This is a genomic window from Pseudomonas granadensis (assembly GCF_900105485.1).
Taxonomy (GTDB): domain Bacteria; phylum Pseudomonadota; class Gammaproteobacteria; order Pseudomonadales; family Pseudomonadaceae; genus Aquipseudomonas; species Aquipseudomonas granadensis.
Genome location: NZ_LT629778.1, coordinates 3,386,243 through 3,413,049, shown reverse-complemented (window position 1 = coordinate 3,413,049; position 26,807 = coordinate 3,386,243). Strand labels below are relative to the sequence as shown.

18 protein-coding genes are annotated in these 26,807 nt (G+C 60.0%); 15 read left to right on the top strand and 3 right to left on the bottom strand.

The annotated features are described in order from the left end of the window. Nucleotides 1-44: 44 nt before the first annotated feature. The 6 genes from BLU52_RS14980 to BLU52_RS14955 all read left to right on the top strand — a co-directional run bounded on the left by BLU52_RS14980 (nt 45) and on the right by BLU52_RS14955 (nt 10,534). Entirely contained in the window at nt 45-1,772 is a 1,728-nt protein-coding gene (locus BLU52_RS14980; protein WP_090284417.1) for an autotransporter assembly complex protein TamA, read from the top strand. Further along, nucleotides 1,769-5,443: a translocation/assembly module TamB domain-containing protein gene (locus tag BLU52_RS14975; protein WP_090284415.1), complete on the top strand. Its 3,675-nt coding sequence runs from the start codon at nt 1,769-1,771 to the stop codon at nt 5,441-5,443. The genes BLU52_RS14980 and BLU52_RS14975 overlap by 4 nt, the downstream gene beginning before the upstream one ends. 262 nt (nt 5,444-5,705) lie before the next feature. Beyond that, complete coding sequence (locus tag BLU52_RS14970) at nt 5,706-6,188, top strand: MarR family winged helix-turn-helix transcriptional regulator (RefSeq protein ID WP_090284413.1); 483 nt, start codon at nt 5,706-5,708, stop codon at nt 6,186-6,188. Continuing rightward, nucleotides 6,178-7,647 (top strand): efflux transporter outer membrane subunit, encoded by a 1,470-nt coding sequence (locus tag BLU52_RS14965; protein ID WP_090284411.1) that lies wholly within the window; start codon nt 6,178-6,180, stop codon nt 7,645-7,647. Before BLU52_RS14970 ends, BLU52_RS14965 begins: the two co-directional genes overlap by 11 nt. A 15-nt stretch (nt 7,648-7,662) precedes the next feature. Further along, a complete protein-coding gene (locus BLU52_RS14960) occupies nt 7,663-8,865 on the top strand; it encodes an HlyD family secretion protein (protein WP_090284408.1) in 1,203 nt (400 codons plus the stop codon). Nucleotides 8,866-9,004: 139 nt separating this feature from the next. Next, nucleotides 9,005-10,534: a DHA2 family efflux MFS transporter permease subunit gene (locus BLU52_RS14955; RefSeq protein WP_090284406.1), complete on the top strand. Its 1,530-nt coding sequence runs from the start codon at nt 9,005-9,007 to the stop codon at nt 10,532-10,534. Between the two features lie 185 nt (nt 10,535-10,719). On the opposite strand, the gene lpxH is transcribed toward BLU52_RS14955, so the two are convergent. Then, complete coding sequence (gene lpxH / locus BLU52_RS14950; protein ID WP_090284404.1) at nt 10,720-11,466, bottom strand: UDP-2,3-diacylglucosamine diphosphatase; 747 nt, start codon at nt 11,464-11,466, stop codon at nt 10,720-10,722. Next, a complete protein-coding gene (locus BLU52_RS14945; RefSeq protein WP_090284402.1) occupies nt 11,463-11,966 on the bottom strand; it encodes a peptidylprolyl isomerase in 504 nt (167 codons plus the stop codon). Before BLU52_RS14945 ends, lpxH begins: the two co-directional genes overlap by 4 nt. 249 nt (nt 11,967-12,215) lie before the next feature. On the opposite strand from BLU52_RS14945, the gene BLU52_RS14940 reads away from it, so the two are divergent. Continuing rightward, a complete protein-coding gene (locus tag BLU52_RS14940) occupies nt 12,216-13,913 on the top strand; it encodes a glutamine--tRNA ligase/YqeY domain fusion protein (RefSeq protein WP_090284401.1) in 1,698 nt (565 codons plus the stop codon). Nucleotides 13,914-13,934: 21 nt separating this feature from the next. Beyond that, nucleotides 13,935-15,317 (top strand): cysteine--tRNA ligase, encoded by a 1,383-nt coding sequence (gene cysS / locus BLU52_RS14935; protein ID WP_090284399.1) that lies wholly within the window; start codon nt 13,935-13,937, stop codon nt 15,315-15,317. 205 nt (nt 15,318-15,522) lie between these two features. On the opposite strand, the gene BLU52_RS14930 is transcribed toward cysS, so the two are convergent. Further along, the gene (locus BLU52_RS14930; RefSeq protein WP_090284397.1) at nt 15,523-17,361 is read right to left on the bottom strand and encodes a sigma-54-dependent Fis family transcriptional regulator; all 1,839 of its coding nucleotides are present in this window, start codon (nt 17,359-17,361) and stop codon (nt 15,523-15,525) included. Nucleotides 17,362-17,744: 383 nt separating this feature from the next. On the opposite strand from BLU52_RS14930, the gene BLU52_RS14925 reads away from it, so the two are divergent. The 7 genes from BLU52_RS14925 (at nt 17,745) to BLU52_RS14895 (ending at nt 26,693) form a co-directional block, all read left to right on the top strand. Beyond that, the gene (locus tag BLU52_RS14925; RefSeq protein WP_090284395.1) at nt 17,745-18,839 is read left to right on the top strand and encodes an ABC transporter ATP-binding protein; all 1,095 of its coding nucleotides are present in this window, start codon (nt 17,745-17,747) and stop codon (nt 18,837-18,839) included. Further along, nucleotides 18,839-19,948, top strand: coding sequence for an ABC transporter ATP-binding protein (locus BLU52_RS14920; RefSeq protein WP_090284393.1), 1,110 nt, complete (start codon nt 18,839-18,841; stop codon nt 19,946-19,948). Before BLU52_RS14925 ends, BLU52_RS14920 begins: the two co-directional genes overlap by 1 nt. Next, entirely contained in the window at nt 19,945-20,811 is an 867-nt protein-coding gene (locus tag BLU52_RS14915; RefSeq protein ID WP_007912484.1) for a carbohydrate ABC transporter permease, read from the top strand. The genes BLU52_RS14920 and BLU52_RS14915 overlap by 4 nt, the downstream gene beginning before the upstream one ends. A 9-nt stretch (nt 20,812-20,820) precedes the next feature. Next, complete coding sequence (locus BLU52_RS14910; RefSeq protein WP_090284391.1) at nt 20,821-21,621, top strand: carbohydrate ABC transporter permease; 801 nt, start codon at nt 20,821-20,823, stop codon at nt 21,619-21,621. 10 nt (nt 21,622-21,631) lie between these two features. Further along, nucleotides 21,632-21,904, top strand: coding sequence for a DUF2160 domain-containing protein (locus BLU52_RS14905; protein WP_038861868.1), 273 nt, complete (start codon nt 21,632-21,634; stop codon nt 21,902-21,904). Between the two features lie 47 nt (nt 21,905-21,951). Beyond that, nucleotides 21,952-23,694, top strand: a complete 1,743-nt coding sequence (locus tag BLU52_RS14900) for an ABC transporter substrate-binding protein (RefSeq protein WP_090284389.1) — start codon at nt 21,952-21,954, stop codon at nt 23,692-23,694. Between the two features lie 257 nt (nt 23,695-23,951). Continuing rightward, nucleotides 23,952-26,693 (top strand): RHS repeat domain-containing protein, encoded by a 2,742-nt coding sequence (locus BLU52_RS14895; protein WP_090284387.1) that lies wholly within the window; start codon nt 23,952-23,954, stop codon nt 26,691-26,693. The last annotated feature ends 114 nt before the right edge of the window (nt 26,694-26,807 follow it).

Below are 26,807 nucleotides of genomic sequence, written 5' to 3'. Positions count from 1 at the left end.
ACCTGTTCTATCAGGCTCCCGAGCCCGTGATAGCATCCGCGCCTATGAAGTTTCCAGGAAGATTTACCAGCGGCGTGCTCATGCTGTTATCCAGCTGCGCGGCGCTGGCGCAAAGTGAATTGGATGTACGGATCAAACCGTCCAACGATGAACTCAAGGCCAATATAGAAGGCTATATCGGCAGCCTCGGCGATCGTGACGAAGAAGCCTTGCAGCGCTTCAGTCGCGGCGCCGAAGAGCAGGCGCGCAAGGCCGCTCAGGCGTTGGGCTATTACCAGCCGCAGATCGAAAGCGACGTCAAGGGCGGCGAAAAACCGCGTCTGGTGCTCAATATCGATCCCGGCGAGCCGATCCGCCTGCGCAACGTCACCGTGCGAGTTGACGGCCCGGCAGCCTCGCTGAAATCCTTTCGTGTGCCGAAAAGCGATCTGCTCAAATCCGGCGCAGTGCTCAACCATGGCCGTTACGAAGACGCGAAAAGACTTATTCAGAATCAGGCCTCGCGCTTCGGATTTTTCAGCGGCCATTTCACCAGTCAAAAGCTCTTGGTCGATCCGCGTGCCGGCGTCGCCGATGTCGAGTTGATCTACGACAGCGGCCCGCGTTATGCGCTGGGTAAAGTGAAATTCGAGGGCGACACGCCGTTTGACGAAGACCTGCTGCAACGCATGGTGCCGTTCAAGGCCGGCGAGCCTTACGACTCCGAGCTGATCGCCGAGCTCAACCGCGATCTGCAATCGAGCGGCTATTTCGACGGCGTGCGCGTCGATGCGGCACCGACGGCGGCCAAAGACCAGGTGATCCCGGTCGACGTTAAACTCGATACGCGCAAACCGCGCACCATGGGCCTGGGCCTCGGTTATTCGACCGACGTCGGCCCACGCATCAAAGCCAACTGGACCCGTCATTGGGTCAATCCGCAAGGCGACAGCTATGGCTGGGAAGCCGAACTTTCCGCGCCACGGCAAAACGTCGGGCTGTTCTACGACATTCCGCTCGACCCGCCGCTGACCGACAAACTGCGTTGGGCCGGCGGTTATCAATTCGAAGACATCGAAGGTTCCGACACGCGCAGCAAACTGCTGACCTTCGGCCCGGAATGGCACAGCAAGTTGCCGAGCGGCTGGCAACGGGTGATCTCGCTAAAATGGCAGCGCGAGGAATACGAACTCGGCGACGACTCCGGCCTGAGCACCTTGCTGATGCCCGGCATCAGTTATTCCTACCTGAAAAGTGACAACCGCATCGACCCGCACAACGGGTATCGCCTGAGCTTCGAAAGCAAAGTGGCGAAGGAAGGCCTCGGTTCCGACAACAACCTGTTATATGGCACGGCGTTGGTCAAAGGCCTGACCACGGTATTCGACAAGCACCGTTTGCTCGGTCGTGTGCAGGTCGGCGGCAGCGCCACCAATGGCTACAACTCGATCCCGCCGTCGCTGCGCTTTTTCGCCGGCGGCGATCAGAGCGTGCGCGGTTACGACTATCAGAGCCTGTCGCCGAAAAACTCCGACAATAAACGTATCGGTGGCCGCTATATGGTTGCCGGCAGCGTTGAATACCAATATTCAGTCGCGGAGAAATGGCGCGTGGCGACCTTCGTCGACCAGGGCAACTCTTTCAACAAACTTGAACTGCCGAACCTCAAGACCGGGGTCGGCATCGGTGTGCGCTGGGTCTCGCCGGTCGGGCCGATCCGCCTCGACCTGGCCCATGCGCTCGACGACGACGGCGGCATCCGGCTGCACTTTTCCATGGGGCCTGAGCTGTGAAGCGTGGTTTGAAAATAACGGCTGTGACGCTGCTGGCGTTGTTGCTGTTGATTGTATTGACGGTCAGCGCCGTGCTCGGCACTCAGGCCGGCAGCCGTTGGGCGCTGAGCCTTGTACCGGGCTTGAGCGTGGAGAATTTTCACGGTCGCCTTGGCGGCCAATGGAGTGCCGATCATCTGCTCTGGCAGCAAGACACCAGCCGTGTCGAACTGAACAAGGCGATCTTTGCCTGGTCGCCGCTGTGCCTGACGCGCATGACTCTGTGCATCGATCAGCTCAAGGCCGATCAGGTCATCCTGCAATTCCCGCCGGGTGCAGAAACCACCGAGAGCGGCCCGATCAAACTGCCGGATTTGCAATTGCCGGTGGCCATCGAACTGGGCGACGTGCAGGTCGGCAGCCTGCTGTTCAACGGCAGTGAGCAGCTCAAAGGCTTGCAACTGGCCGCGCACTGGACTGCTCAAGGTCTGCAGATCGACAGCGTGAAATTGCAGCGTGACGAACTCAGCCTGAACCTGTCCGGCGTGCTGCAACCGACCGGCAACTGGCCGCTGACTATTCAGGGCGATTTGACTTTACCCGCACCGGGCACAGAACCATGGACGCTGGCCCTGAGAGCCGAGGGTGATCTGCTCAAGACCCTCAACTTGCACGCCGACAGCCGTGGCTACCTCGACGGCCAGTTGACCGGCGAGTTGCAGCCACTGGTGGAAAACCTGCCGGCCAAGGTGCGCATCACCAGCGAAGCGTTCAAACCGAGCGCCGAACTGCCGGATACGCTGCAACTCGACCAGTTAGTGCTGACTGGCGAAGGCGACCTGAAAAACGGTTATCGGCTCAACGGCACCGCCACATTGCCCGCCGACACAGCCCCGGTGACGCTGCTGCTCAAGGGTAAAGTCGATGCCAACGGTGCGCAGATCGCCGGTCTTGATCTGACCGCCAACGATAAACAAAGCGTCAAACTCAGCGGCAGCGTCGACTGGAGCAAAGGCCTCAGCGCGCAAGCCAACATCAACTGGCAGGACTTTCCCTGGCATCGGCTCTACAACGAAATCGACGAGCCGCAAGTCGCTTTGCGTACCTTCACGGGTGAAGTTTCCTACACCGACGGTCAGTACCTCGGCAACTTTGCCGCCGCACTGGACGGTCCGGCGGGTGCGTTCACCCTGAGCAGCCCGTTCAGCGGCAGCCTCGAACAGATCGCCTTGCCGCAACTGGTGATGGCAGCCGGGCAGGGCAAGGCCGAAGGTCACGTCAAGGTCAGATTCGCCGACGGCATCGCCTGGGACACCGCGCTGCAACTCTCGGCATTGAATCCGGCGTACTGGGTTGCCGAACTGCCCGGCACGTTGGCCGGGCCGCTGAAGAGCACTGGCGAAATGAAAAATGAGCGCCTGAGCCTCAACGCTGACCTGGACCTCAAAGGCAAGCTGCGCGGGCAACCGGCGGTCTTGCAAGCCAAGGCTGATGGCGCTGGTGAACAGTGGAATCTCAACGCCCTGCAAATCCGTCTCGGCGACAACAGCATCAGCGGCAAGGGCAGCCTGCAACAGAAGCTCGCCGGGCAGATCGACATCAAGCTGCCGCGTCTGGCCCAGCTCTGGCCGCAATTGCGCGGGCAGGTCAACGGTCAGGTCAACGTCGCCGGTACGCTGAAGGCGCCGCAGGGCAAACTCGACTTGCAGGGCTTGCAACTGGTGTTTCAGGACAATCGCCTGCAAAGCCTCAACCTCGACGCCAATCTGGACAGTGCGCAACGGGCGAAGATCGATCTGAAGGGCAGCGGCATTCAGGTCGGCGATACATCGCTGGGCACACTGACCGCCAGCGCGCAGGGGGATATCAAAAGTCAGAAGCTCAACCTTGATCTGCTCGGACCCAAGCTGAAACTCGCGCTGGGGCTAGACGGCAGTCTGGATCAGGGCAACTGGCGCGGGCGTCTGGCCAGCGGCGATATTCAGGCCGGCGGGCAGGACTGGAGGTTGCAGAATCCGGCGAAACTGGAACGCCTCGCCGATGGCAAGATCAACTTCGGCGCGCATTGCTGGACCTCCGGCAGCGCCAGCCTGTGCGGCGAAGATCAGCGGCTGATGCCTGAGCCGAAACTGCGTTATCACCTCAAGCAGTTTCCGCTGGAAAGCCTGGCGCAGTGGTTGCCGAAAGACTTCGCCTGGCAGGGCCGGCTCAATGCCGATCTGCAACTCGACCTGCCGGCCAGCGGCCCCAACGGCGTGGTCAGCATCGACGCCAGCGGCGGCACCTTGCGCATGCACGACCAGCAGCAATGGCTGGATTTCCCCTACCAGACGCTCAGGCTCACCAGCAAACTGACGCCGAAACGCGTCGACACCGAACTGAATTTCGTCGGCGGCAAGCTCGGCGAATTGATGGTGCAGGCGCAGCTTGATCCACTGCCGAAAAACAAACCGTTGAGTGGCTCGTTCCGCCTTTCCGGCCTCGACCTGTCGGTAGCGCGGCCGTTTGTGCCAATGGTGGAAAAACTCACCGGACGCCTGAACGGCAGCGGCACGATTTCCGGCGGTCTGCTGGCGCCGCTGGTCAACGGCACGGTGCAACTGAGCGACGGCGAAGTCTCCGGCGCCGAGTTGCCGATGGAACTGCAGAACCTGCAACTCACCGCAGCGATTGCCGGCGAATCGGTACGCCTCGATGGCGGCTGGAACAGCGGCAGGAGCGGGCGGGGCAGTCTCAACGGCAACGTCGCCTGGGGCCAGGCGCTGGTGGTCGACCTGGCGTTGAAAGGCACGCAGTTGCCAGTCACTGTCGAGCCGTACGCCAAGCTTGAAGTGGCGCCAGACCTGAAGATTTCCATGGCCGGCGATGAGCTGAAAATCGCCGGCAAGGTGCTGGTGCCCAACGGTGAAATCACCGTTCGCGAACTGCCGCCGTCGACGGTGAAAGTCTCGGACGACACGATCATCGTCGGCGCCCAGACCGAAGAGGGCAAAGCGCCGATCGCGATGAAGATGGACATCGACGTGATCGTCGGCCAGAACAAGTTGAGCTTCGCCGGTTTTGGCCTGACCGCCAATCTGCAAGGTCAGGTGCACATCGGCGACAACATGGACACCCGTGGCGAGTTGTGGCTCAACGACGGCCGCTACCGCGCCTACGGCCAGCGCCTGACAGTGCGCCGCGCGCGGCTGTTGTTCGCCGGGCCCATCGACCAGCCGTATCTGGACATCGAAGCGATCCGCCAGACCGACGACGTGATCGCCGGCATCCGCCTCAGCGGCAGCGCCGAACAGCCGACCACGCAGATCTTCTCCGAACCGGCCATGAGTCAGGAGCAGGCGCTGTCCTATCTGGTCCTCGGTCGTCCGCTGAGCACCAGCGGCGAAGACAACAACATGCTCGCGCAAGCCGCGCTCGGCCTGGGCCTGATGGGCAGCGCCGGCGTCACCAGTGGCCTGGCCAAGGATCTGGGAATTCAGGACTTCCAGCTCGACACCCAGGGCAGCGGCAACGACACCAGCGTCGTCGCCAGCGGCAACATCTCCGAAAAACTTAGCCTGCGCTACGGCGTCGGCGTGTTCGAACCGGCCAGCACCATTGCCCTGCGCTACAAGCTGAGCAAGAAGGTGTATGTCGAAGCGGCCAGTGGCGTCGCCAGTTCGCTGGATATCTTCTACAAGCGCGATTTTTAAATCGCGCGTCTTTCTCTGAACCGAGTCGCTGCCATCGCCAGCAGGCTCCCACACTGGATCTCTGATCGACACAGCATTTGTGTCTGTTGGAGATCCCCTGTGGGAGCCAGCCTGCTGGCGATGGCGTGCGCCTGCGCGCCCAAAAAACCAACTCCCTTGCTCAACTAATTACCAAGCCACCTAACTATTACGTTGACATTCGCTGCCTAGGCAGTAACATCTCGACATACATTCACTGCCTAGGCAGTTATCAGGTGGACCGATGAAGCATTTCACCCCCGACGAATTCAAGCAATGCCATCTCGGCCTGTTGCTCGGCCGTGCCGCGCTGCTCAAGGACCGGATCATCGATACGCACATGGAACCCCACGGCATCACCGCCGCGCAGTTCAAAGTGCTGATCATCATGGCCCAGTTCGGCGTCGACACGCCGGCCGAGCTGTGCCGGCACCTGTCGCTGGACAGCGGGTCGATGACGCGCATGCTCGATCGTCTGGAGCAGAAAGGTTTTCTGCTGCGTCAACGCAGCGAAGATGACCGCCGGCAGGTGCAGTTGAAACTGACGGGACAGGGCCAGCAACTGACCGATCGCCTGCCGCAGATCGGTGCCGATGCGATGAACGAACTGGCCGGTGCCATCTCCCGCGAAGAGTTGAAAACTCTGGAATACATCCTCAAGAAAATCCTGCTGGCCGCCGGTGACCCGATCACCCTCCAGCGTTTAGGTGACCACAATGAGCGGTAAAACCTTGCGCAGCAGCCTGACGCTGCTGCTGTCGGCGATGATCCTCGCCGGTTGCGCCAACTACAGCGGCCTCGATACCGAAGGTCGGCGCCTCGACGCAGCGAACCTGAAGACAGCGCAGTCTCTGGACGGCGTCAGCCTGTCGCCGGCGGCGTGGCCGAAGAGCGATTGGTGGACCAGCCTCGGCGATCCGCAGCTCGACGGCCTGATCCGCGAAGCATTGCATGACAGCCCGGACATGCAGATCGCCGCCGCCCGCGCCCATCAGGCCAGCGCCGCAGCGTATGCCGCCGACGCCGAGCGCTATCCGACCCTCGACGCCAGCGCCGGCATCAGCCGTTCGCGGCTGGCCCGCGATCAGGATCCGCTAGGGCAGGGCGGCGCCTATTCGACGGTGCGCAATGTCAGCGCCGGCTTCAATTACAACTTCGACCTGTGGGGCGGCCAGCGCGATGCCTGGGAAGCCGCACTCGGTGAGGCGCGCGCCGCCGAAGTCGATCGTCAGGCCGCGCAGTTGACCCTCGCCGCTGACGTCGCCCGCGCCTACAGCGATCTCGGCCAGGCGCATATCGTTTATGACCTGGCCAACGAAGACCTCAAGCGCACCCGGCAGATGCTCGACCTGAGTCAGCGTCGCCTGAGTTCCGGAATTGACAGCCAGTACCAGTTCCAGCAAACGCAAAGTCTGGAGGCCAGTTCCCAGGCCAGCCTGATCGACGCAGAGAAACGCCTGCACAGCGCCAAAGTCGCGCTGGCGGTATTGCTCGGCAAAGGCCCCGATCGCGGCAACGAAATCGCTCGGCCAAAAGTCTTGCAAGCCAGTGCCGTTGCCGTGCCGTCGGTATTGCCTGCCGAACTGCTCGGGCGGCGTCCCGATCTGGTCGCGGCGCGCTGGCGTGTCGAGGCGGCGAGCAAGGATATCGATGCCGCCAGGACGCGCTTCTATCCGAATCTCAACCTGAGCGCGTCAGCGGGTGCCGAATCGCTGCTGGGTGATGCGATGTTCGGTTCCGCCAGTCGCTTCTTCAACATCGCGCCAACCGTGTCGCTGCCGATTTTCGATGGCGGGCGCCTGCGCGCCAACCTTGATGCCCGCGACGCCGATTACGACCTCGCGGTGGCGCAGTACAACAAAAGTCTGGTGAAAGCCCTTGGCGATGTCGGCGACACGATCAACCAGTTGCGTGATATCGGCCGGCAGATCGGCGCGCAGCAGCACGCCACCGACATTGCTCAGGATTCTTACAACACTGCGGTCCAGCGTTACGGTTCCGGCATCGGCAACTACCTGGACGTGCTCAGCATCGAGCAGCAATTGCTCCAGGCCCAGCGTCAGTTGGCCACGCTCAATGCCGAGCAGATCGACCTGTCGATTCAACTGATGCAAGCGCTGGGCGGCGGCTTCCAGGGCGAAACCCTGACCGCAGCCAACGCCAGCCCAGCCCCGTCGCACAACTAATTCAAGGTATTTGTCATGGCCACTGCCGAAAACACTCAAGCTCAAGACAACACCCCGGACACCGGCAACCCGCGCAAACGCAAGGTGATGCTGCTGGCCCTGGCCGTGGTCGTCCTGCTCGCCATTGCTGGCGTGTGGGCGTATCACGAATTCATCGGGCGCTGGAACGAAAGCACCGACGACGCCTACGTTAACGGCAATGTTGTGGAAATCACGCCGCTGGTAACCGGCACTGTGGTCAGCATCGGCGCCGACGACGGCGATCTGGTCCAGGAAGGCCAGGTGCTGGTCAACTTCGACCCCAACGACGCTGAAGTCGGCCTGCAAAGTGCCAAGGCCAAACTGGCGCGCACCGTGCGTCAGGTGCGCGGCTTGTACAGCAACGTCGACGGCATGAAAGCCCAGGTCAACGCGCAGCAGGCCGAAGTGCAGAAAGCGCAGGACAACTACAACCGCCGCAAGAATCTGGCGCAGGGCGGGGCTATTTCCCAGGAAGAACTGTCCCACGCTCGCGACGACCTGACCTCGGCGCAGAACGCTTTGGCCAATGCCAGGCAGCAACTGAAAACCACCAGCGCACTGGTCGATGACACGGTAGTGTCCTCGCACCCGGACGTGATGTCGGCGGCGGCGGATCTGCGTCAGGCTTACCTGACCAATGCGCGCAGCACCTTGATCGCCCCGGTGACCGGTTACGTGGCCAAGCGCACCGTGCAGCTCGGCCAGCGCGTACAGCCGGGCACCGCGCTGATGGCGGTGATCCCGCTCAATCAGCTGTGGATCGACGCCAACTTCAAGGAAACCCAACTGCGTGACATGCGCATCGGTCAGCCGGTGGACATCGAAGCCGACCTGTACGGCAGCGACGTCAAGTACAGCGGCACCGTCGACAGCCTCGGCGCCGGCACCGGCAGCGCGTTTGCCTTGCTGCCAGCGCAGAACGCCACCGGTAACTGGATCAAGATCGTCCAGCGGGTGCCGGTGCGCATTCACATCAATGCCGAAGAGCTGGCCAAACATCCGCTGCGGGTCGGTCTGTCGACCAATGTCGAAGTCAACCTGCACGACCAGAGTGGCCCGGTGCTGGCGCAGCAGCCGCCGCAAAAAGCCTCGTTCAGCACCAATGTGTATGAGCGCCAACTGGCCGAGGCCGACGCAATGATTGCCCAGCTGATCCACGACAACAGTGCCGCGGCGAGCAAGACCGCACAGCGCTGATCCGCACGGACCCTGTAGGAGTGAGCCTGCTCGCGATAGCGGTGTGTCAGTCACCGATGATGTCGACTGTTACACCGCTATCGCGAGCAGGCTCACTCCTACAGGGGTGCGGTGTCCTCTAGGTTTCATAGGATCCACCATGAGCAATAACGCTTCTTTCACGCCGCCCAGCCTGTTGCTCAGCACCATTGGCTTGTCGCTGGCGACGTTCATGCAGGTGCTCGATACCACCATCGCCAACGTGGCGTTGCCGACGATTTCCGGCAACCTGGGGGTGAGTTCGGAGCAGGGCACCTGGGTGATCACTTCGTTCGCCGTGAGCAACGCCATCGCGCTGCCGCTGACCGGCTGGCTCAGCCGCCGTTTTGGCGAGGTGAAACTGTTTCTGTGGGCGACGATGCTGTTTGTGCTGGCGTCGTTTCTCTGTGGTATTTCCACCTCGATGCCCGAGCTGATCGGCTTCCGGGTCCTGCAAGGTCTGGTCGCCGGGCCGTTGTACCCGATGACCCAAACCCTGTTGATCGCGGTGTATCCGCCGGCGAAACGCGGGATGGCCCTGGCGTTATTGGCGATGGTCACGGTGGTCGCGCCGATTGCCGGGCCGATTCTTGGGGGCTGGATCACCGACAGTTACAGCTGGCCGTGGATCTTCTTCATCAACGTGCCGATCGGGATTTTTGCGGTAATGGTAGTGCGTTCGCAACTGGCCAAGCGGCCGGTGGTCACCAGCCGCCAGCCGATGGACTACGTCGGGCTGATCACGTTGATCATCGGTGTCGGCGCGTTGCAGGTGATCCTCGACAAGGGCAATGACCTGGACTGGTTCGAGTCGAACTTCATCATCATCGGCGCGGCGATTTCCGTGGTCGCGCTGGCAGTGTTCGTGATCTGGGAAATGACTGACCAGCATCCGGTGGTCAACCTGCGCCTGTTCGCCTATCGCAACTTCCGCATCGGCACGCTGGTGCTGGTCTTGGGTTACGCCGGCTTCTTCGGCATCAACCTGATCCTGCCGCAATGGCTGCAGACGCAAATGGGCTACACCGCGACCTGGGCCGGTCTGGCCGTGGCGCCGATCGGCATTCTGCCGGTGCTGCTGTCGCCGTTTGTCGGCAAGTATGCGCACAAGTTCGACTTGCGACTGCTCGCCGGGCTGGCGTTTCTGGCGATCGGCCTGAGTTGCTTCATGCGCGCAGAGTTCACCAATGAGGTCGACTTCCAGTCCATCGCTCTGGTGCAGTTGTTCATGGGTATTGGCGTGGCGCTGTTCTTCATGCCGACGCTGAGCATCCTGATGTCGGATCTGCCGCCGAGCCAGATTGCCGACGGGGCCGGTCTGGCGACCTTCCTGCGGACCTTGGGCGGCAGCTTTGCGGCTTCGCTGACTACGTGGATCTGGATTCGCCGGGCGAATCAGCATCATGCCTACATGAGCGAGAGCATCAGCACCTTCGAACCGGCCACGCGCGAGACCTTGCATGCGCTGGGCGGGGCGAGTCAGCCGGCGTATGCGCAGATGGATCAGATCCTGTCCAGTCAGGCGTACATGTTGTCGACCGTGGATTACTTCACGCTGCTGGGGTGGGGGTTTATGGGGTTGATTCTGATTGTGTGGCTGGCGAAACCGCCGTTTGCTGCCAAAGCAGGGCCTGCTGCTTCGGGGCATTAAGATCAAGATCAAAAGCCCATCACCCTAGCCCTCTCCCGGAGGGAGAGGGGACTGACTGTGAGTTGCTTGCGAGATACGCTGATCTGAGATACCGAGTCGAACTCGAATTTGAACAGCATGAAGATCGGCTCCCTTTACCCCTCGCCCCCCTGGGGGAGAGGGCTGGGGTGAGGGGGTAGCGACCTTCAGCCGTGCGGCAATGCTGGTGGCGGGGCGAAGTCGAACGGTGCCAACGCATACCCGCTCTCATCGACCTGCAACGCCCAGCCCTGACGATCCCAATCCCCCAGCACAATGCGCTTCGCTGCTTGCTCACCGAGTTGCAGCTTGTGGATGGCGGGGCGGTGGGTGTGGCCGTGGATCAGGGTGTTCACGCCGAATTGCTGCATGATCCGCGGAATCTCTTCCGGCGTGACATCAACAATGTCATTGGCCTTCATCCGCGTCTGCGCACGGCTTTCGCTGCGCAGCTTGCGCGCCAGTTTATGGCGCGTGCGCAGCGGCAGATTGCGCAGGATGAACAGGGTGATCGGATTGCGCAGGTAGCGGCGCAGCTTCATGTAGCCGATGTCGCGGGTGCACAGGCTGTCGCCGTGCATCAGCAGCACCGGCTCGCCGTAGAACTGCACGACACTCGGGTCCTTCAACAGCGTGCAGCCGGCCTGTTTGCAAAAGGCCTTGCCGAGCATGAAGTCGCGATTGCCGTGCATGAGGAAAATGGCCGTGCCGCTGTCGCTCAAGTTGCGCAGGGCCTGGCAGATGGAACGCTGGAAGGGTGTCATGGCGTCGTCGCCGATCCACGCCTCGAAGAAGTCGCCGAGGATGTACAAGGCACTCGCCGAGCGGGCGCGTCCGGCGAGCAAATCCAGAAACGCCCGGGTAATGTCCGGGCGCTCCTCTTCCAGATGCAAGTCTGAAATCAGCAATATCACTCAATGATCTCGGCTTTCTCGATGATCACGTCGTCTGCGGGTACGTCCTGGTGGCCGGCCTTGGAAGTGGTCGACACGCCTTTGATCTTGTCGACAACGTCGGTGCCGGCGGTGACTTTACCGAATACCGCGTAGCCCCAGCCCTGCACGTTCTTGCCGCTGTGGTTGAGGAAGGTGTTGTCGGCTACGTTGATGAAGAACTGTGCCGAAGCCGAATGCGGCTCCATGGTGCGGGCCATGGCGACGGTGTACTTGTCGTTGGAAAGACCGTTGTCCGCTTCGTTCTGGATGCTTGAACGCTTGTCTTTCTTCTCTTTCATGCCTGGCTCGAAACCGCCGCCCTGGATCATGAAGTTACCGATGACGCGGTGGAACACGGTGTTGGTGTAGTGACCGGCGTTAACGTATTCGATGAAGTTGGCGACGGTGATCGGCGCCTTTTCAGCGTTCAGTTCGATGACGATGTCGCCATGGTTGGTGGTCAGTTTGACTTGAGTCATGATCGCTACTCTTCTGAGGAATTCGTGATTTTGGGACCTTCCGCCCCGCAACCGGTTCAGCCTGCTTCGGCCAAGGTGCGCAGTTTAGCGTGACAGGCGCGAATTTCGAGGCGGTTTTTCATTTCCGCGCGATTAAATGCGCCGCTTTATGGAGCCTGCTCTGTCAGCCCCTTGACGGCATCGGCTATGATAGCGGCTTTGTTTTGTCTGGCCCGTTCTGCGGCCGCGCACATGTAAGTCAAGGATCCTATGAGCAAGCCCACTGTCGACCCTACCTCGAATGCCAAGTCCGGCCCTGCCGTGCCGGTCAATTTCCTGCGGCCGATCATCCAGGCAGACCTGGACTCGGGCAAGCACACCCAGATCGTCACGCGTTTTCCGCCTGAGCCCAACGGCTACCTGCACATCGGCCACGCCAAGTCGATCTGCGTGAACTTCGGCCTGGCCCAGGAGTTCGGCGGCGTCACGCACCTGCGTTTCGACGACACCAACCCGGCCAAGGAAGACCAGGAATACATCGACGCGATCGAAAGCGACGTCAAATGGCTGGGCTTCGAGTGGTCCGGTGAAGTGCGCTACGCCTCGCAGTATTTCGACCAGTTGCACGACTGGGCGGTCGAGCTGATCAAGGCCGGCAAGGCCTACGTCGACGACCTGACCCCCGAGCAGGCCAAGGAATACCGCGGCAGCCTGACCGAACCGGGCAGGAACAGCCCGTTCCGCGACCGCTCGGTAGAGGAAAACCTCGACCTGTTCGCGCGCATGAAGGCCGGTGAATTCCCCGACGGCGCACGCGTGCTGCGGGCGAAGATCGACATGGCCTCGCCGAACATGAACCTGCGCGACCCGATCATGTACCGCATCCGTCACGCCCATCACCACCAGACCGGCGACAAGTGGTGCATCTACCCGAACTACGACTTCACCCACGGTCAGTCGGACGCCATCGAAGGCATCACCCACTCGATCTGCACTCTGGAGTTCGAAAGCCATCGTCCGCTGTACGAGTGGTTCCTCGAGCACCTGCCGGTGCCGGCGCAGCCGCGTCAGTACGAGTTCAGCCGCCTGAATCTCAACTACACCATCACCAGCAAGCGCAAGCTCAAGCAACTGGTCGATGAAAAGCACGTCAACGGCTGGGACGACCCGCGCATGTCCACGCTGTCGGGCTTCCGCCGCCGTGGCTACACGCCGAAATCGATCCGCAACTTCTGCGAAATGATCGGCACCAACCGTTCTGACGGCGTGGTCGACTTCGGCATGCTCGAATTCAGCATCCGCGACGACCTCGACCAGAGCGCACCGCGCGCCATGTGCGTGCTGCGTCCGCTGAAAGTGGTCATTACCAACTACCCGGAAGGCCAGGTCGAGAACCTCGAACTGCCACGCCACCCGAAAGAAGACATGGGCGTGCGCGCCTTGCCGTTCGCCCGGGAAATCTACATCGACCGTGACGACTTCATGGAAGAGCCGCCAAAAGGCTACAAGCGCCTGGAACCGGCCGGTGAAGTGCGTCTGCGCGGCAGCTACGTGATCCGTGCCGACGAAGCGATCAAGGACGCCGATGGCAACATCGTCGAACTGCGTTGCTCGTACGACCCGGAAACCCTCGGCAAGAACCCGGAAGGGCGCAAGGTCAAAGGCGTCATCCACTGGGTGCCGGCCGCCGCCAGCGTCGAGTGCGAAGTGCGTCTGTACGATCGCCTGTTCCGCTCGCCGAACCCGGAGAAGGCCGAAGACAGCGCGAGTTTCCTCGACAACATCAACCCTGACTCACTGCAAGTGCTGACCGGTTGTCGCGCCGAGCCATCGCTCGGCAATGCACAGCCGGAAGACCGTTTCCAGTTCGAACGCGAAGGCTACTTCGTCGCGGATCTGAAGGACTCGAAACCCGGTCAGCCGGTATTCAACCGTACCGTGACCCTGCGTGATTCGTGGGGCCAGTGAGACAGCGTCAAGGAAATTAACGTGCTGACTATCTACAACACGCTCACCAAGAGCAAAGAAGTCTTCAAGCCGCTGAATGGCAACAAGGTGCGCATGTATGTCTGCGGGATGACCGTGTACGACTACTGCCACCTCGGCCACGGCCGCAGCATGGTCGCGTTCGACCTCGTGACGCGCTGGCTGCGCTTCAGCGGCTACGACCTGACCTACGTGCGCAACATCACCGACATCGACGACAAGATCATCAACCGCGCCAACGAGAACGGTGAATCGTTCGAAGCGTTGACCGAACGCATGATCGCCGCGATGCACGAAGACGAAGCGCGCCTGAACATCAAGAAGCCGGACATGGAGCCGCGCGCCACCGATCACATCGCTGGCATGCACGCGATGATCCAGGCGCTGATCGACAAGGGTTACGCCTACGCGCCGGGCAATGGCGACGTGTACTACCGCGTCGCCAAATTCATGGGCTACGGCAAGCTGTCGCGCAAGAAAATCGAAGACCTGCGCATCGGCGCACGCATCGAAGTCGACGAGTCGAAACAGGACCCGCTCGACTTCGTCCTGTGGAAAGCCGCCAAGCCGGGCGAGCCGAGCTGGGAATCGCCGTGGGGCGCCGGGCGTCCGGGCTGGCACATCGAGTGCTCGGTGATGTCGACCTGCTGCCTGGGCGAGACTTTTGACATTCATGGCGGCGGCAGCGACCTCGAGTTCCCGCACCATGAAAACGAAATCGCCCAGAGCGAAGCGGCCACCGGCAAGACCTACGCCAACGCGTGGATGCATTGCGGGATGATCCGTATCAATGGCGAGAAGATGTCCAAGTCGTTGAACAACTTCTTCACCATCCGCGACGTACTGGAAAAGTATCACCCGGAAGTCGTGCGTTACCTGCTGGTGTCGAGCCACTACCGCAGCGCGATCAACTATTCGGAAGACAACCTCAAGGACGCCAAAGGCGCACTGGAGCGTTTCTATCACGCGTTGAAAGGCCTGCCGAACGTGGCGCCGGCCGGCGGCGAAGCCTTCGTCGAGCGTTTCACTGCGGTGATGAACGACGACTTCGGCACGCCGGAAGCCTGCGCTGTGCTGTTCGAGATGGTGCGTGAGATCAACCGCCTGCGTGAGAGCGATCTCGATGCAGCGGCCGGTCTGGCGGCGCGTCTCAAAGAGCTGGCGAGTGTGCTGGGTGTGTTGCAGCTCGAAGCCGATGACTTCCTGCAGGCGGGCGCCGAAGGGCGTGTCGATGCGGCTGAGGTGGATGCGCTGATTGCTGCGCGTCTGGCGGCTCGGGCTGCGAAGGACTGGGCCGAGTCGGACCGGATTCGTGATCAGCTCACGGCGATGGGTGTGGTGCTGGAAGATGGCAAGGGGGGCACGACCTGGCGGTTGGCTGACTGAGGCTAAAAGCCAAAAGCCCCTCACCCTAGCCCTCTCCCAGAGGGAGAGGGGACTGACCGAGGTGTCTTTTGCTATACGCCGACCTGAACGATCGAGTCGATTATGGATTCGGTGAAGCAAGTTCAGGTCGGCGTAGCTCTCGAATATCCCCCAATCGGCTCCCTCTCCTCGGGGAGAGGGCTGGGGTGAGGGGACGCGGTTGTACTCACTCGCCAGTCTGCCGCAACCGCTTGTAAAGCGTATTCCGACTCACCCCCAACCGCCGCGCCAGGTGCGAAATATTCCCCCCGGCCGCCTTCAACTCGCGGTTCAACGCTTCAACATCATTCAAATCCAGCCCCAACGGCGCCGCCATCTCCACCGGCTCCATTTCCAGATCGACAAAAAAATCATCCGGCAAATGCTCCGGCCGCACCGGTTGCTCCTCGGCCATGGCCAGCGCCACCTGCATCACGCTGCTGACCTGACGCAAATTCCCCGGCCACGGATGCCGTTCGAATAATTCCAGCACCTCTGAGCTCAAACCCGCCCACTGCGTCGGCTCACGATGCTGTTCCCACAGCCGCTTGAACAACGCCTGTTTATCACTGCGCTCACGCAGCGGTGGCAGTTCCAGGGTCAGCCCGCCAATGCGGTAATACAAATCCTCACGAAACCGGCCCAACTGCACCTGTTCGCGCAACGAACGGTTGGTCGCCGAGATGATCCGCAGGTCCACCGGGAACAACTCGCTGCTGCCTACCGGCTGCACGCAGCGCTCCTGCAACACCCTCAACAAGCGCGCCTGGGTCGGCAACGGCATATCGCCGATTTCATCGAGAAACAGTGTGCCCTTGTCCGCCTTGCGAATCAGGCCGATGCTGCCTTTCTGGTTGGCGCCGGTGAACGCGCCTTTCTCATAACCGAATAGCTCGGACTCAACCAGTTCGGCGGGGATCGCTGCGCAGTTCACCGCGATGAACGCCTGTTTACTGCGCGAGCTGGCCTGATGCAGGGCTTTAACGAACACCTCTTTGCCGACGCCGGTCTCGCCGTGGATCAGCAGCGGAATGTCTTTTTCCAGCAGGCGTTCGGCCTGACGCACGGCTTTTTCCACGCGGCTATCGCCCAAATGCAGGCTGTTGAGGCTGATCGCGCTGGATGGCGCGGGCTTTTCTTCCGTCACAAATACCCGGGCTTGAACCGCTGGCTGTTTCGGCCGTTTCAACAGACACTGAAAACGGTTGCGCCCGGAAGTCTGCAAGGCGAATGGCAAACCGTCCGGCTGATTGATCAACTCCAGCAGCGAGACCTTGAACAGGCTTTCCACACTGACCCGCGACAAGCGCACCCCGAGCAAATTGTCCGCGCGGCGATTGGCCGACAGGACCTGACCGCTCTCATCGAAGATCAACAACCCGGCCCACTGACTGTCGAGGTTGTTCAACCCGGTGTTGAAGGTGAGTTGAAAGTGCTGACCGTGGAACAGGTTGAGGATCAGCCGGTTCTCCACGGTCTGGCTCATCATCTTGACCATGCCCAAGGTGTGCGAGGGCGGCAGGTAGCTGTCGCTGGACACGTCGAGCACGGCGATGACCTTGCGCTCGGCGTCGAAAATCGGCGCGGCGGAACCCGTCATGAAGCGGTTGGCCTTGAGAAAGTGTTCATCGTGTTCAATGTGCACCGCCTGTTCGCAGGCCAGCGCGGTGCCGATCGCATTGGTGCCGCTGCAGCGCTCCATCCAGCTCGCCCCGGCCTGAAAGCCGCGCGCCAGGTTCGGTTCGATAAAACGCTGGGTGCCCCACGAGGTCAGCACCTGGCCCTGATTGTCGGCGAGCATGATCAGGCAGTTGGAATTGCTAAGGATGTTTTCGTAATAGGGCAGAACTTCCTGATGCGTGGTCTGTACCAGTGAATGATGACTGTCGAGCAATTGCGCAATGCCAGCGGCGGGCAGTTGATCGAAGGCAGGGGTGCTCTGATGGTCGAGACCGAACGCGCGACAACGTTGCCAGGAGGTCTGGACGATCGCATCGTGGGACAGCGGCGAAGCAGGTGCGGCCATGGGGGCGAGCCTCTGAGTGCAGCGATTTTATTATTGTTATGAACCCGATATTCGAAACCTGCACAAATCCCCTGTAGGCCTTCGCCTGCTCGCGATAGCGGTGTATCAGTCGATGGAAATGTGTCTGATAGACCGCTATCGCGAGCAGGCTCACTCCTACAGGGGATCTATGTTGTATTCAAGACCGGGCAAAAAGCGTTTATAGAGTGTTGTTCACTATTGTTCATTGTCAATCACCCGACTGTTCAAAAGTGTTCAGCTGTGAACGCCGCTGGCCCCCGTAAACATTGCTTCTCAAGGCAAATCAAACACTTGCCACTTCTGGCACGAAAGTCGCTCTGTTGCTTCGGTCGCTTGACTCCAAAAATAAAAAAGGCCGAGCCATGTCACTCACCCTGGAGCACGTCAGCCGTACCGTCGAGGGCCAGATCTGGATCGACGATGCGTGCCTGAAATTCGAACCCGGTTCCTTCAACGTTTTGCTCGGCCGCACGCTGTCCGGCAAAACGAGTTTGATGCGTTTGATGGCCGGGCTGGACAAGCCCGACAGCGGGCGCATCCTGATGAACGGCGTCGACGTTACCCAACGCCCGGTGCGTCTGCGCAACGTGTCGATGGTCTATCAGCAGTTCATCAATTACCCGACCATGACGGTGTTCGAGAACATCGCCTCGCCGTTGCGCCAGGCTGGTGTGTCCAAAGACATCATTCACAGCAAAGTGCAGGAAACCGCGAAGATGCTGCGCATCGAGAAGTTTCTGCAGCGCTATCCGCTGGAGCTGTCCGGCGGTCAGCAACAGCGCACGGCCATGGCTCGCGCCTTGGTCAAGGATGCTGAACTGATTCTGTTCGACGAGCCGCTGGTCAACCTCGATTACAAACTGCGCGAAGAGCTGCGCCAGGAAATGCGCGAGCTGTTCAAGGCTCGGCACACCATCGCCATCTACGCCACCACCGAGCCCAACGAAGCGTTGGCGCTAGGCGGCACCACGACGATTTTGCACGAAGGCCGGGTGATTCAGAGCGGCCCTTCGACCTCGGTGTATCACCAGCCGCAAACCGTGCTGGCCGCCGAGTTGTTCTCCGAACCGCCGATCAACCTGATGCCCGGGCGCATTGCCGGCAACGAAGTCAGCTTCGCCAATTTCGTCCACTTCCCGTTGAACGTTGATCTGCGGCCGGTGGGCGAGGGCGAATACCGTTTCGGCGTGCGCCCCAGCCATATCTCGCTGGTGCCGAGCAACGACGATGACCTGGAACTGGCGGTGACCGTCGAAGTGGCCGAGATCAGTGGCTCGGAAACCTTCCTGCATGTGCGCAACGAGCATTTCCTGCTGGTGCTGCACCTGCCGGGGGTTCACGAATACGACGTCGATGCGCCGATCCGCATTTATATCCCGACCCACAAACTGTTCGTTTTCGATGCGCAGGGCCGTCTGGTGCAAGCACCGGGCCGGCGTGTCGCGAGGGTTGCCTGATGGCCGAAATCCGTTTGCAGCACCTCGCCCACAGCTACAGCAAAACCCCGAGCGGCGCTGAGGACTACGCGATCCGCGAGATGGATCACATCTGGGAGCAGGGCGGCGCCTACGCGTTGCTCGGCCCGTCCGGTTGCGGCAAGTCGACCTTGCTCAACATCATTTCCGGCCTGCTCAGCCCGTCACAAGGCCATGTGCTGTTCGACGGCAAAGCGGTCAACGACCTGACGCCGGAGAAGCGCAACATCGCCCAGGTGTTCCAGTTTCCGGTGGTCTACGACACCATGACCGTGTTCGACAACCTCGCTTTTCCTTTGCGCAATCAGGGCATGGCCGAGGCGAAAGTGCACAGCAAGGTGCAGGAGATCGCCGAAGTCCTCGACCTGCAAAACCTGCTGAGCAAAAAGGCGCGCAACCTCACCGCCGACGAAAAACAGAAAGTCTCGATGGGCCGTGGGCTGGTACGCGACGACGTCTCGGCGATCCTGTTCGACGAACCGCTGACGGTGATCGACCCGCACCTGAAATGGAAACTGCGGCGCAAGCTCAAGCAGATCCACGAACAGTTCAACATCACCATGGTCTACGTCACCCACGATCAGCTCGAAGCCTCAACGTTCGCTGACAAGATCGCGGTGATGTACGGCGGCCAGATCGTCCAGTTCGGCACGCCACGGGAATTGTTCGAGCGGCCAAGCCACACCTTCGTCGGCTATTTCATCGGCAGCCCCGGGATGAACCTGATCGAGGTGCAGCCGCAGCCCGGTGGCGTCGGTTTCGCTTCGACGCACTTGCCGTTGTCCGAAGCCTTGCAGCGCCATATCGAGCACGGCCAGTGGAAAAATCTCAAGGTCGGTATCCGCCCTGAGTTCATTCATGTCTGGGACGAGCCGTTCGATGACGCAATGCAGGCCGACGTCGTACACGTCGAAGACCTCGGCACCTACAAGATCATGACCCTCAACCTCGACGGCGCGCCGTTAAAGGTGCGCCTGACCGAAGACAAACCGGTGCCCCAGGGCACGGCGTACATCAGTTTTCCGGCGCAGTGGCTGATGGTGTATGCCGATGAATTCCTGCTCGAAACCGACGATGAGGTGCAGCCATGAACAAGGTGCAGAACAACAAGGCCTGGTGGCTGGTGTTGCCGGTGTTTCTGCTGGTGGCGTTCAGTGCGGTGATCCCGATGATGACCGTGGTCAACTATTCGGTGCAGGACATCTTCGACCAGTCCAGCCGCTACTTCGTCGGCGCCGACTGGTACAAGCAGGTGCTGCTCGACCCACGTCTGCACGACTCGCTGCTGCGTCAGTTCATCTATTCGGCCTGCGTGCTGCTGATCGAAATCCCACTGGGTATCGCCGTCGCGCTGACCATGCCGACCAAGGGCCGCTGGTCGTCGGTGGTGCTGATCATTCTGGCGATTCCGCTGCTGATTCCGTGGAACGTAGTCGGTACGATCTGGCAGATTTTCGGCCGCGCCGACATCGGTCTGCTCGGTTCCAGCCTCAACGCCATGGGCATCAGCTACAACTATGCGGCCAACACCATGGACGCCTGGGTGACGGTGCTGGTCATGGACGTGTGGCACTGGACCTCACTGGTGGCGCTGCTGTGCTTCTCCGGTTTGCGCGCGATTCCCGACGTCTATTACCAGGCCGCGCGCATCGATCGAGCCTCGGCCTGGGCGGTGTTCAGGCATATTCAACTGCCCAAGCTGAAAAGCGTGCTGCTGATCGCGGTGATGCTGCGCTTCATGGACAGCTTCATGATCTACACCGAGCCGTTCGTGCTCACTGGCGGCGGGCCGGGCAATGCCACGACCTTCCTCAGTCAGACGTTGACGCAGATGGCCGTAGGGCAATTCGACCTCGGTCCGGCAGCGGCGTTTTCGCTGGTGTACTTCCTGATCATTCTGTTGGTGTCGTGGCTGTTCTATACCGCCATGACGCATTCCGACGCCAACCGCTGAGGCCCGGCCATGAGCAAGAGAAAGCTTATTCCGTTGCTGGTGTACATCCTGTTCCTGCTGGTGCCGATCTACTGGCTGCTGAACATGTCGTTCAAGAGCAACACCGAAATCCTCGGCGGCCTGACCCTTTTCCCACAGGCCTTCACGCTGGCGAACTACAAGGTGATCTTCACCGATCCGAGCTGGTACACCGGTTATCTAAACTCGCTGTATTACGTCAGCCTCAACACCGTGATCTCGTTGAGCGTGGCGTTGCCGGCGGCCTACGCGTTTTCACGCTATCGTTTCCTCGGCGACAAGCACCTGTTCTTCTGGCTGCTGACCAACCGCATGGCGCCGCCGGCGGTGTTTTTGCTGCCGTTCTTTCAGTTGTATTCGTCGATCGGCCTGTTCGACACGCACATCGCCGTGGCGCTGGCGCACTGCCTGTTCAACGTGCCGCTGGCGGTGTGGATTCTCGAAGGCTTCATGTCCGGTGTACCCAAGGAGATCGACGAAACCGCCTACATCGACGGCTACAGTTTTCCCAAGTTCTTCGTGAAGATTTTCATCCCGCTGATCGGTTCCGGCATCGGTGTCACGGCGTTTTTCTGCTTCATGTTTTCCTGGGTCGAACTGCTGCTGGCGCGCACGTTGACCTCGGTCAACGCCAAGCCGATCGCGGCGGTGATGACCCGCACCGTGTCGGCATCGGGTATCGACTGGGGCGTGCTGGCGGCGGCGGGCGTGTTGACCATCCTGCCGGGCATGCTGGTGATCTGGTTTGTGCGCAACCACGTGGCCAAGGGCTTTGCCCTCGGTCGAGTCTGAGGAGCTGATGATGGAATGGATGAGCTGGACGACACCGACCGCCGCGTTCTTCATCGGCATCGGTCTGATTCTGGTGGGCATGACCACCTGGGAATTGCGCTCGCCGAGCATCTTGCGGCGAGGGTTTCTGCCGATTGCCACCACCCGTGGCGATCGCTTGTTTATCGGTCTTCTCGGCAGCGCCTACCTGCACTTGCTGGTAATCGGCGTCACCGACTGGAGCATCTGGGTCGCGTCCGCGTTGTCCCTGGTGTGGCTGTTGGCTGTGATGCGTTGGGGCTAGTCGAATCGTTCGGCAACGCGGCTCCACAACTTAAACAGGAGGTCTCTATGTTCGATAAAAACAATAAGCTGCGACATAGCATTTCATTGGCAGCCATGCTGGCACTCAGCGGTTTGAGCGCATCCGCCTGGGCCGACGCCTATGAAGATGCTGCGAAAAAATGGATCGGCAGCGAGTTCAAGCCCTCGACCCTGACGGCCGAACAGCAACTGGAAGAATTGAAGTGGTTCATCAAGGCTGCCGAGCCGTTCCGCGGCATGGACATCAAGGTCGTTTCAGAGACCCTGACCACTCACGAATACGAGTCCAAGGTGCTGGCCAAGGCGTTCAGCGAAATCACCGGGATCAAGCTCACCCACGACTTGCTGCAAGAAGGCGACGTGGTCGAGAAAATGCAGACGGTGATGCAGTCCGACAAGAATATCTATGACGGCTGGGTCAACGACTCCGACCTGATCGGTACGCACTTTCGCTACGGCAAGACCGAATCGATCACCGACCTGATGGCCAACGAAGGCAAGAACTTCACCTCGCCGACCCTCGACATCAAGGATTTCATCGGCATCTCCTTCACCACCGCGCCGGATGGCAAGATCTATCAACTGCCCGACCAGCAGTTCGCCAACCTGTACTGGTTCCGCGCCGACTGGTTCGAACGCGCCGACCTGAAAGCCAAATTCAAGGAAAAGTACGGCTACGAGTTGGGCGTGCCGGTGAACTGGTCGGCCTATGAAGACATCGCCAAATTCTTTAGCGAAGACGTCAAGGAAATCGACGGCAAACGCGTGTACGGGCACATGGACTACGGCAAGAAAGATCCGTCGCTGGGCTGGCGCTTCACCGACGCCTGGTTCTCCATGGCCGGCGGCGGCGACAAGGGCATTCCCAACGGGTTGCCGGTGGACGAGTGGGGCATTCGCGTCGAGGATTGCCACCCGGTCGGCTCCAGCGTGACCCGCGGCGGCGACACCAACGGCCCGGCGGCGGTGTTTGCCACCACCAAATACGTCGACTGGCTGAAGAAATACGCACCACCGGAAGCGGCCGGCATGACCTTCTCCGAGTCCGGCCCGGTGCCGTCGCAGGGCAACATTGCCCAACAGATTTTCTGGTACACCGCGTTCACCGCCGACATGACCAAACCCGGTCTGCCGGTGGTCAACGCCGACGGCACGCCGAAATGGCGCATGGCGCCATCGCCGCGTGGGCCGTATTGGGAAGAGGGCATGAAGCTCGGTTATCAGGACGTGGGTTCGTGGACGTTCATGAAGTCCACGCCTGAGAAACAGAAACTCGCGGCGTGGCTGTACGCGCAATTCGTCACCTCGAAAACCGTGTCGCTGAAGAAAACCATCGTCGGCCTGACGCCGATCCGCGAGTCGGACATCAACTCGCAGGCAATGACTGACATGGCGCCGAAACTCGGTGGTCTGGTCGAGTTCTACCGCAGCCCGGCCCGCGTGCAATGGACCCCGACCGGGACCAACGTGCCGGACTATCCGCGTCTGGCGCAACTGTGGTGGAGCCACATCGCCGAAGCGGCCAGCGGCGAAAAGACTCCGCAACAGGCACTGGATGGCCTGGCAAAGGATCAGGACCGCATCATGGAACGCCTCGAACGCTCCAAGGCCCAGGCCGTGTGCGCACCGAAAATGAACCCGGAACGCGACGCGCAATACTGGTTCGACCAGCCGGGCGCACCGAAGCCGAAACTGGCCAACGAGAAGCCGAAGGGCGAAACCGTGAGCTATAGCGAGCTGCTGAAATCGTGGGCGGATGCGCGTAAATAAGCGCTGAAATACAGGAAGCGAACGGCACCGGAAGGTGCCGTTTTTTTTTGCTGTCTGATCTACCGAAATCGCCAGCAGGCTGGCTCCCACAGTGGGCGGCGGTATGCATACATTTCGCGTACGCCGCAAATTATTGTGGGAGCTTGCCTGCAAGCGATGGGGCCCATCGCCGGGATAGCACCTGTTAGTTCTTACAGTATCGGTAAACCGCAAAAGCGCTCATTCTTCACCAAAGGCGAGAAAGGCCGCTTGCGACCATGAATGTTCATCACGACACCGCCACGCCGACGCTATCGGTCATCGATTCCCGTTCGCTGATGATCCGCAGCGTCGGTTACTGCCGGCGTCCGGACTCGCCCGACATCGACCCGCGCATTACCCGGCCAGTGTTCGATGCAGCGGGGCGTCAGGTGGCATCGTGGGACCCGCGATTGTGGGGAACGGCGCCGAAGCCGAACCTGGCCACCACGTACGGATTGAGCGGGCAGGCATTGCTGACGGACAGCGTCGACGCCGGGTGGCAATTGAGTTTGCCGGATCAGGCTGGCTCACTGCTTTGTTCCTGGGACGCCCGAGGTAGCGAATGCCACCGCGACTATGACGACCTGCAGCGCCCGATTGTTGTGACGGAGCAGGCCCTTGGCGAACAGCCTCGTGTGGTTGAGCGATTGAGCTATGCCGATGCGGATGATGGCTTTGCCCAGCACAATCAGTGCGGTCGCCTGATCCGCCATGATGACCCGGGGGGGACCCGGCTCATCCGCGACTATGGTTTGGCCGGTGCCGAGCTGGTCGAATCGCGGCGCATGCTGACGGACCTCGATCTGCCAGACTGGCCCAGCGACCCTGAACACCGTGATGTTTTGCTGGAGGAGCACTCCTACGCCACCCGCTACGTTTTCTATCCGACGGGCGAATTGAAAGAGCAGACCGATGCGATGGGCAATGCCCAAACGCGCCAATACAACGTGGCGGGACAACTGTCCGCGACATGGCTTCTCCCTGGCGGTGAAGGTAAGCCACCCACACGTCTGGTCAGTGATATCCGTTACAACGCGCACGAGCAGATCGAACATGAGACCGCCGGTAATGGTGTCATGACCCGCGCAGAGTACAGCCCTGAGGATGGTCGGCTGCTGCAGCTCAGCGCAGCCGCCGGCGAACAAACACCCTTGCAGAATTTGCACTACGTCTACGATCCGGTGGGCAATATCGTCAGCCTCGAAGACAAAACCCAGGCCGTGACTTACTTCAATCACCAGCGCATCGAACCGGTCAGCCGCTATCGCTATGACAGCCTGTATCAGTTAGTTGAGGCCAAAGGCTGGGAAGTCAGCCAGCCGAGCCATGGCCCGGCATTACCGAATCTGCTGCCCACACCGCTGGACCCGAAGCAGCGGCGCAACTACACCCAGACATTCGCTTACGACGCGGCGGGCAATCTAATCACCCGCCATCACAGCGGTGCGCCGGTTTTTTCGATGTTCACCTCTGCTTACAGCAATCGAAGTCTGGCCCAGCGCGACGATGGCTCTCTACCGGGAGAACCGCAGATTTCGGAAGGGTTTGATCTCGCTGGCAATCAGTTGGAATTGCAGCGCGGGCAGGCCATGAGCTGGGATGTACGCAATCAATTGAGACGAGTGACGCTGGTGCGACGCCGGGACGAGCCGAATGACGACGAAGGTTATGTCTACGACCGACCCGGCCATCGCTTGCGTAAAACATGCCTCAGCCAGACCTCCGGGCAAACCCTGAAATCAGAAGTGCGTTATCTGCCGGGTGTTGAGGTGCATCGCGAAGCGAACGGAAAAGAGCGGCATGTGATCAGTGTCGAAGCCGGGCGTAATCAGGTGCGAATGCTGCATTGGCCTGAGGGCGTTGAGGGCGATCAACTGCGCTATAGCCTGACTGATCACCTTGGTTCCATCTCTCTGGAATTGGACGATAGCGCAGGAATACTGAGTCAGGAGCACTATTACCCGTTTGGTGGTACGGCGTGCTGGGCGGGTAAAAGTGCCGTGGTGGCGAAGTATAAAACCATCCGTTATTCGGCTAAGGAGAGGGATGCGACCGGGCTTTATTACTATGGGTATCGGTTTTACGCACCGTGGTTGCAGCGGTGGATAAGTGCTGACCCTCTGAAAATATCAGAGGGATTAAATGTCTACGTTTTTGTGGCTTCAAATCCAGTTGTTTATTTGGATCGATTCGGGTTGTTTGGTGAGATAGGGCAATCACGCCCACTGGTAATCGATATAGATGAGTTGTTAAACGGCGATCAGCATTACAACTATGTGGGTGAACAGCAAAATCAGGTTATTGCTGGATCAACGTTTGATGCGAGACCAGGAGCTCTATGGGGTGATTCGGAGGAGCATATGGATAGTATATGGGGGGCATACCAATATGTCCGTCCGCGTTCCTACTTTGATCCTTCGAATATCCAGCGATTTGAGATGCTGAATAAGTTAGGTGGTTCTGGGCCTGTCATTGTTTCAACTATGTTTGAGCATGCCATAGATCCATTGAATAATTACAAGGTCAATTCGAAGCATTGGAACGGTGTGGACGAGTTTTCTAATACTTTTCTTCCAGAGGTTTGGAAGCTTCAATCGAATTTCAAATTAAGTAACACTAAAGATTATTTTGCGAGTCAGGTCGTCGCTTATCAGTACGAGTTGGTTTCAAAGACGATGGGGTTTTACGGAGTGCTACCTTCAGTTGTAGAAAATCAGTACGTTATGAATAAACAAACACTTCAGGCGACGGCGGGTGTTGAAACTCTATCGCCTGAGATGTTAGACGTATTTCTCAATAAAACAGCAATAGGCAAAGGCACTCAAATCGCGTTGAATGCGTTTCAAATGGAAGCTGAATGGGTGAGCCGTCGCCCAGACCCGGTTTTTTCCAACATTGCACACTTTTCTATCGGAGTTGTTCCTCTACGCAATCGAGAGGGTAATTTTGGGGGCGGGTCTATTCACGCAAATCAATAATATGCCGCCATCGCATCAAGTGAATCTAACGCTGTGTTAAAGCGTGTCAGGCTGCGCCGATTTCTGGATTTATGTCTGCTTCTCAACCGAAGCAGGCGGGCTCCCACAGGTTGC

Bases quoted from the DNA above. Each gene is read 5' to 3' on its own strand.
- BLU52_RS14980 (WP_090284417.1), top strand. From the start codon at position 45: ATGAAGTTTCCAGGAAGATTTACCAGCGGCGTGCTCATGCTGTTATCC.
- BLU52_RS14970 (WP_090284413.1), top strand. From the start codon at position 5,706: ATGAAGCATTTCACCCCCGACGAATTCAAGCAATGCCATCTCGGCCTG.
- BLU52_RS14965 (WP_090284411.1), top strand. From the start codon at position 6,178: ATGAGCGGTAAAACCTTGCGCAGCAGCCTGACGCTGCTGCTGTCGGCG.
- BLU52_RS14960 (WP_090284408.1), top strand. From the start codon at position 7,663: ATGGCCACTGCCGAAAACACTCAAGCTCAAGACAACACCCCGGACACC.
- BLU52_RS14955 (WP_090284406.1), top strand. From the start codon at position 9,005: ATGAGCAATAACGCTTCTTTCACGCCGCCCAGCCTGTTGCTCAGCACC.
- BLU52_RS14945 (WP_090284402.1), bottom strand. From the start codon at position 11,966: ATGACTCAAGTCAAACTGACCACCAACCATGGCGACATCGTCATCGAA.
- BLU52_RS14940 (WP_090284401.1), top strand. From the start codon at position 12,216: ATGAGCAAGCCCACTGTCGACCCTACCTCGAATGCCAAGTCCGGCCCT.
- BLU52_RS14930 (WP_090284397.1), bottom strand. From the start codon at position 17,361: ATGGCCGCACCTGCTTCGCCGCTGTCCCACGATGCGATCGTCCAGACC.
- BLU52_RS14925 (WP_090284395.1), top strand. From the start codon at position 17,745: ATGTCACTCACCCTGGAGCACGTCAGCCGTACCGTCGAGGGCCAGATC.
- BLU52_RS14920 (WP_090284393.1), top strand. From the start codon at position 18,839: ATGGCCGAAATCCGTTTGCAGCACCTCGCCCACAGCTACAGCAAAACC.
- BLU52_RS14915 (WP_007912484.1), top strand. From the start codon at position 19,945: ATGAACAAGGTGCAGAACAACAAGGCCTGGTGGCTGGTGTTGCCGGTG.
- BLU52_RS14910 (WP_090284391.1), top strand. From the start codon at position 20,821: ATGAGCAAGAGAAAGCTTATTCCGTTGCTGGTGTACATCCTGTTCCTG.
- BLU52_RS14905 (WP_038861868.1), top strand. From the start codon at position 21,632: ATGGAATGGATGAGCTGGACGACACCGACCGCCGCGTTCTTCATCGGC.
- BLU52_RS14900 (WP_090284389.1), top strand. From the start codon at position 21,952: ATGTTCGATAAAAACAATAAGCTGCGACATAGCATTTCATTGGCAGCC.
- BLU52_RS14895 (WP_090284387.1), top strand. From the start codon at position 23,952: ATGAATGTTCATCACGACACCGCCACGCCGACGCTATCGGTCATCGAT.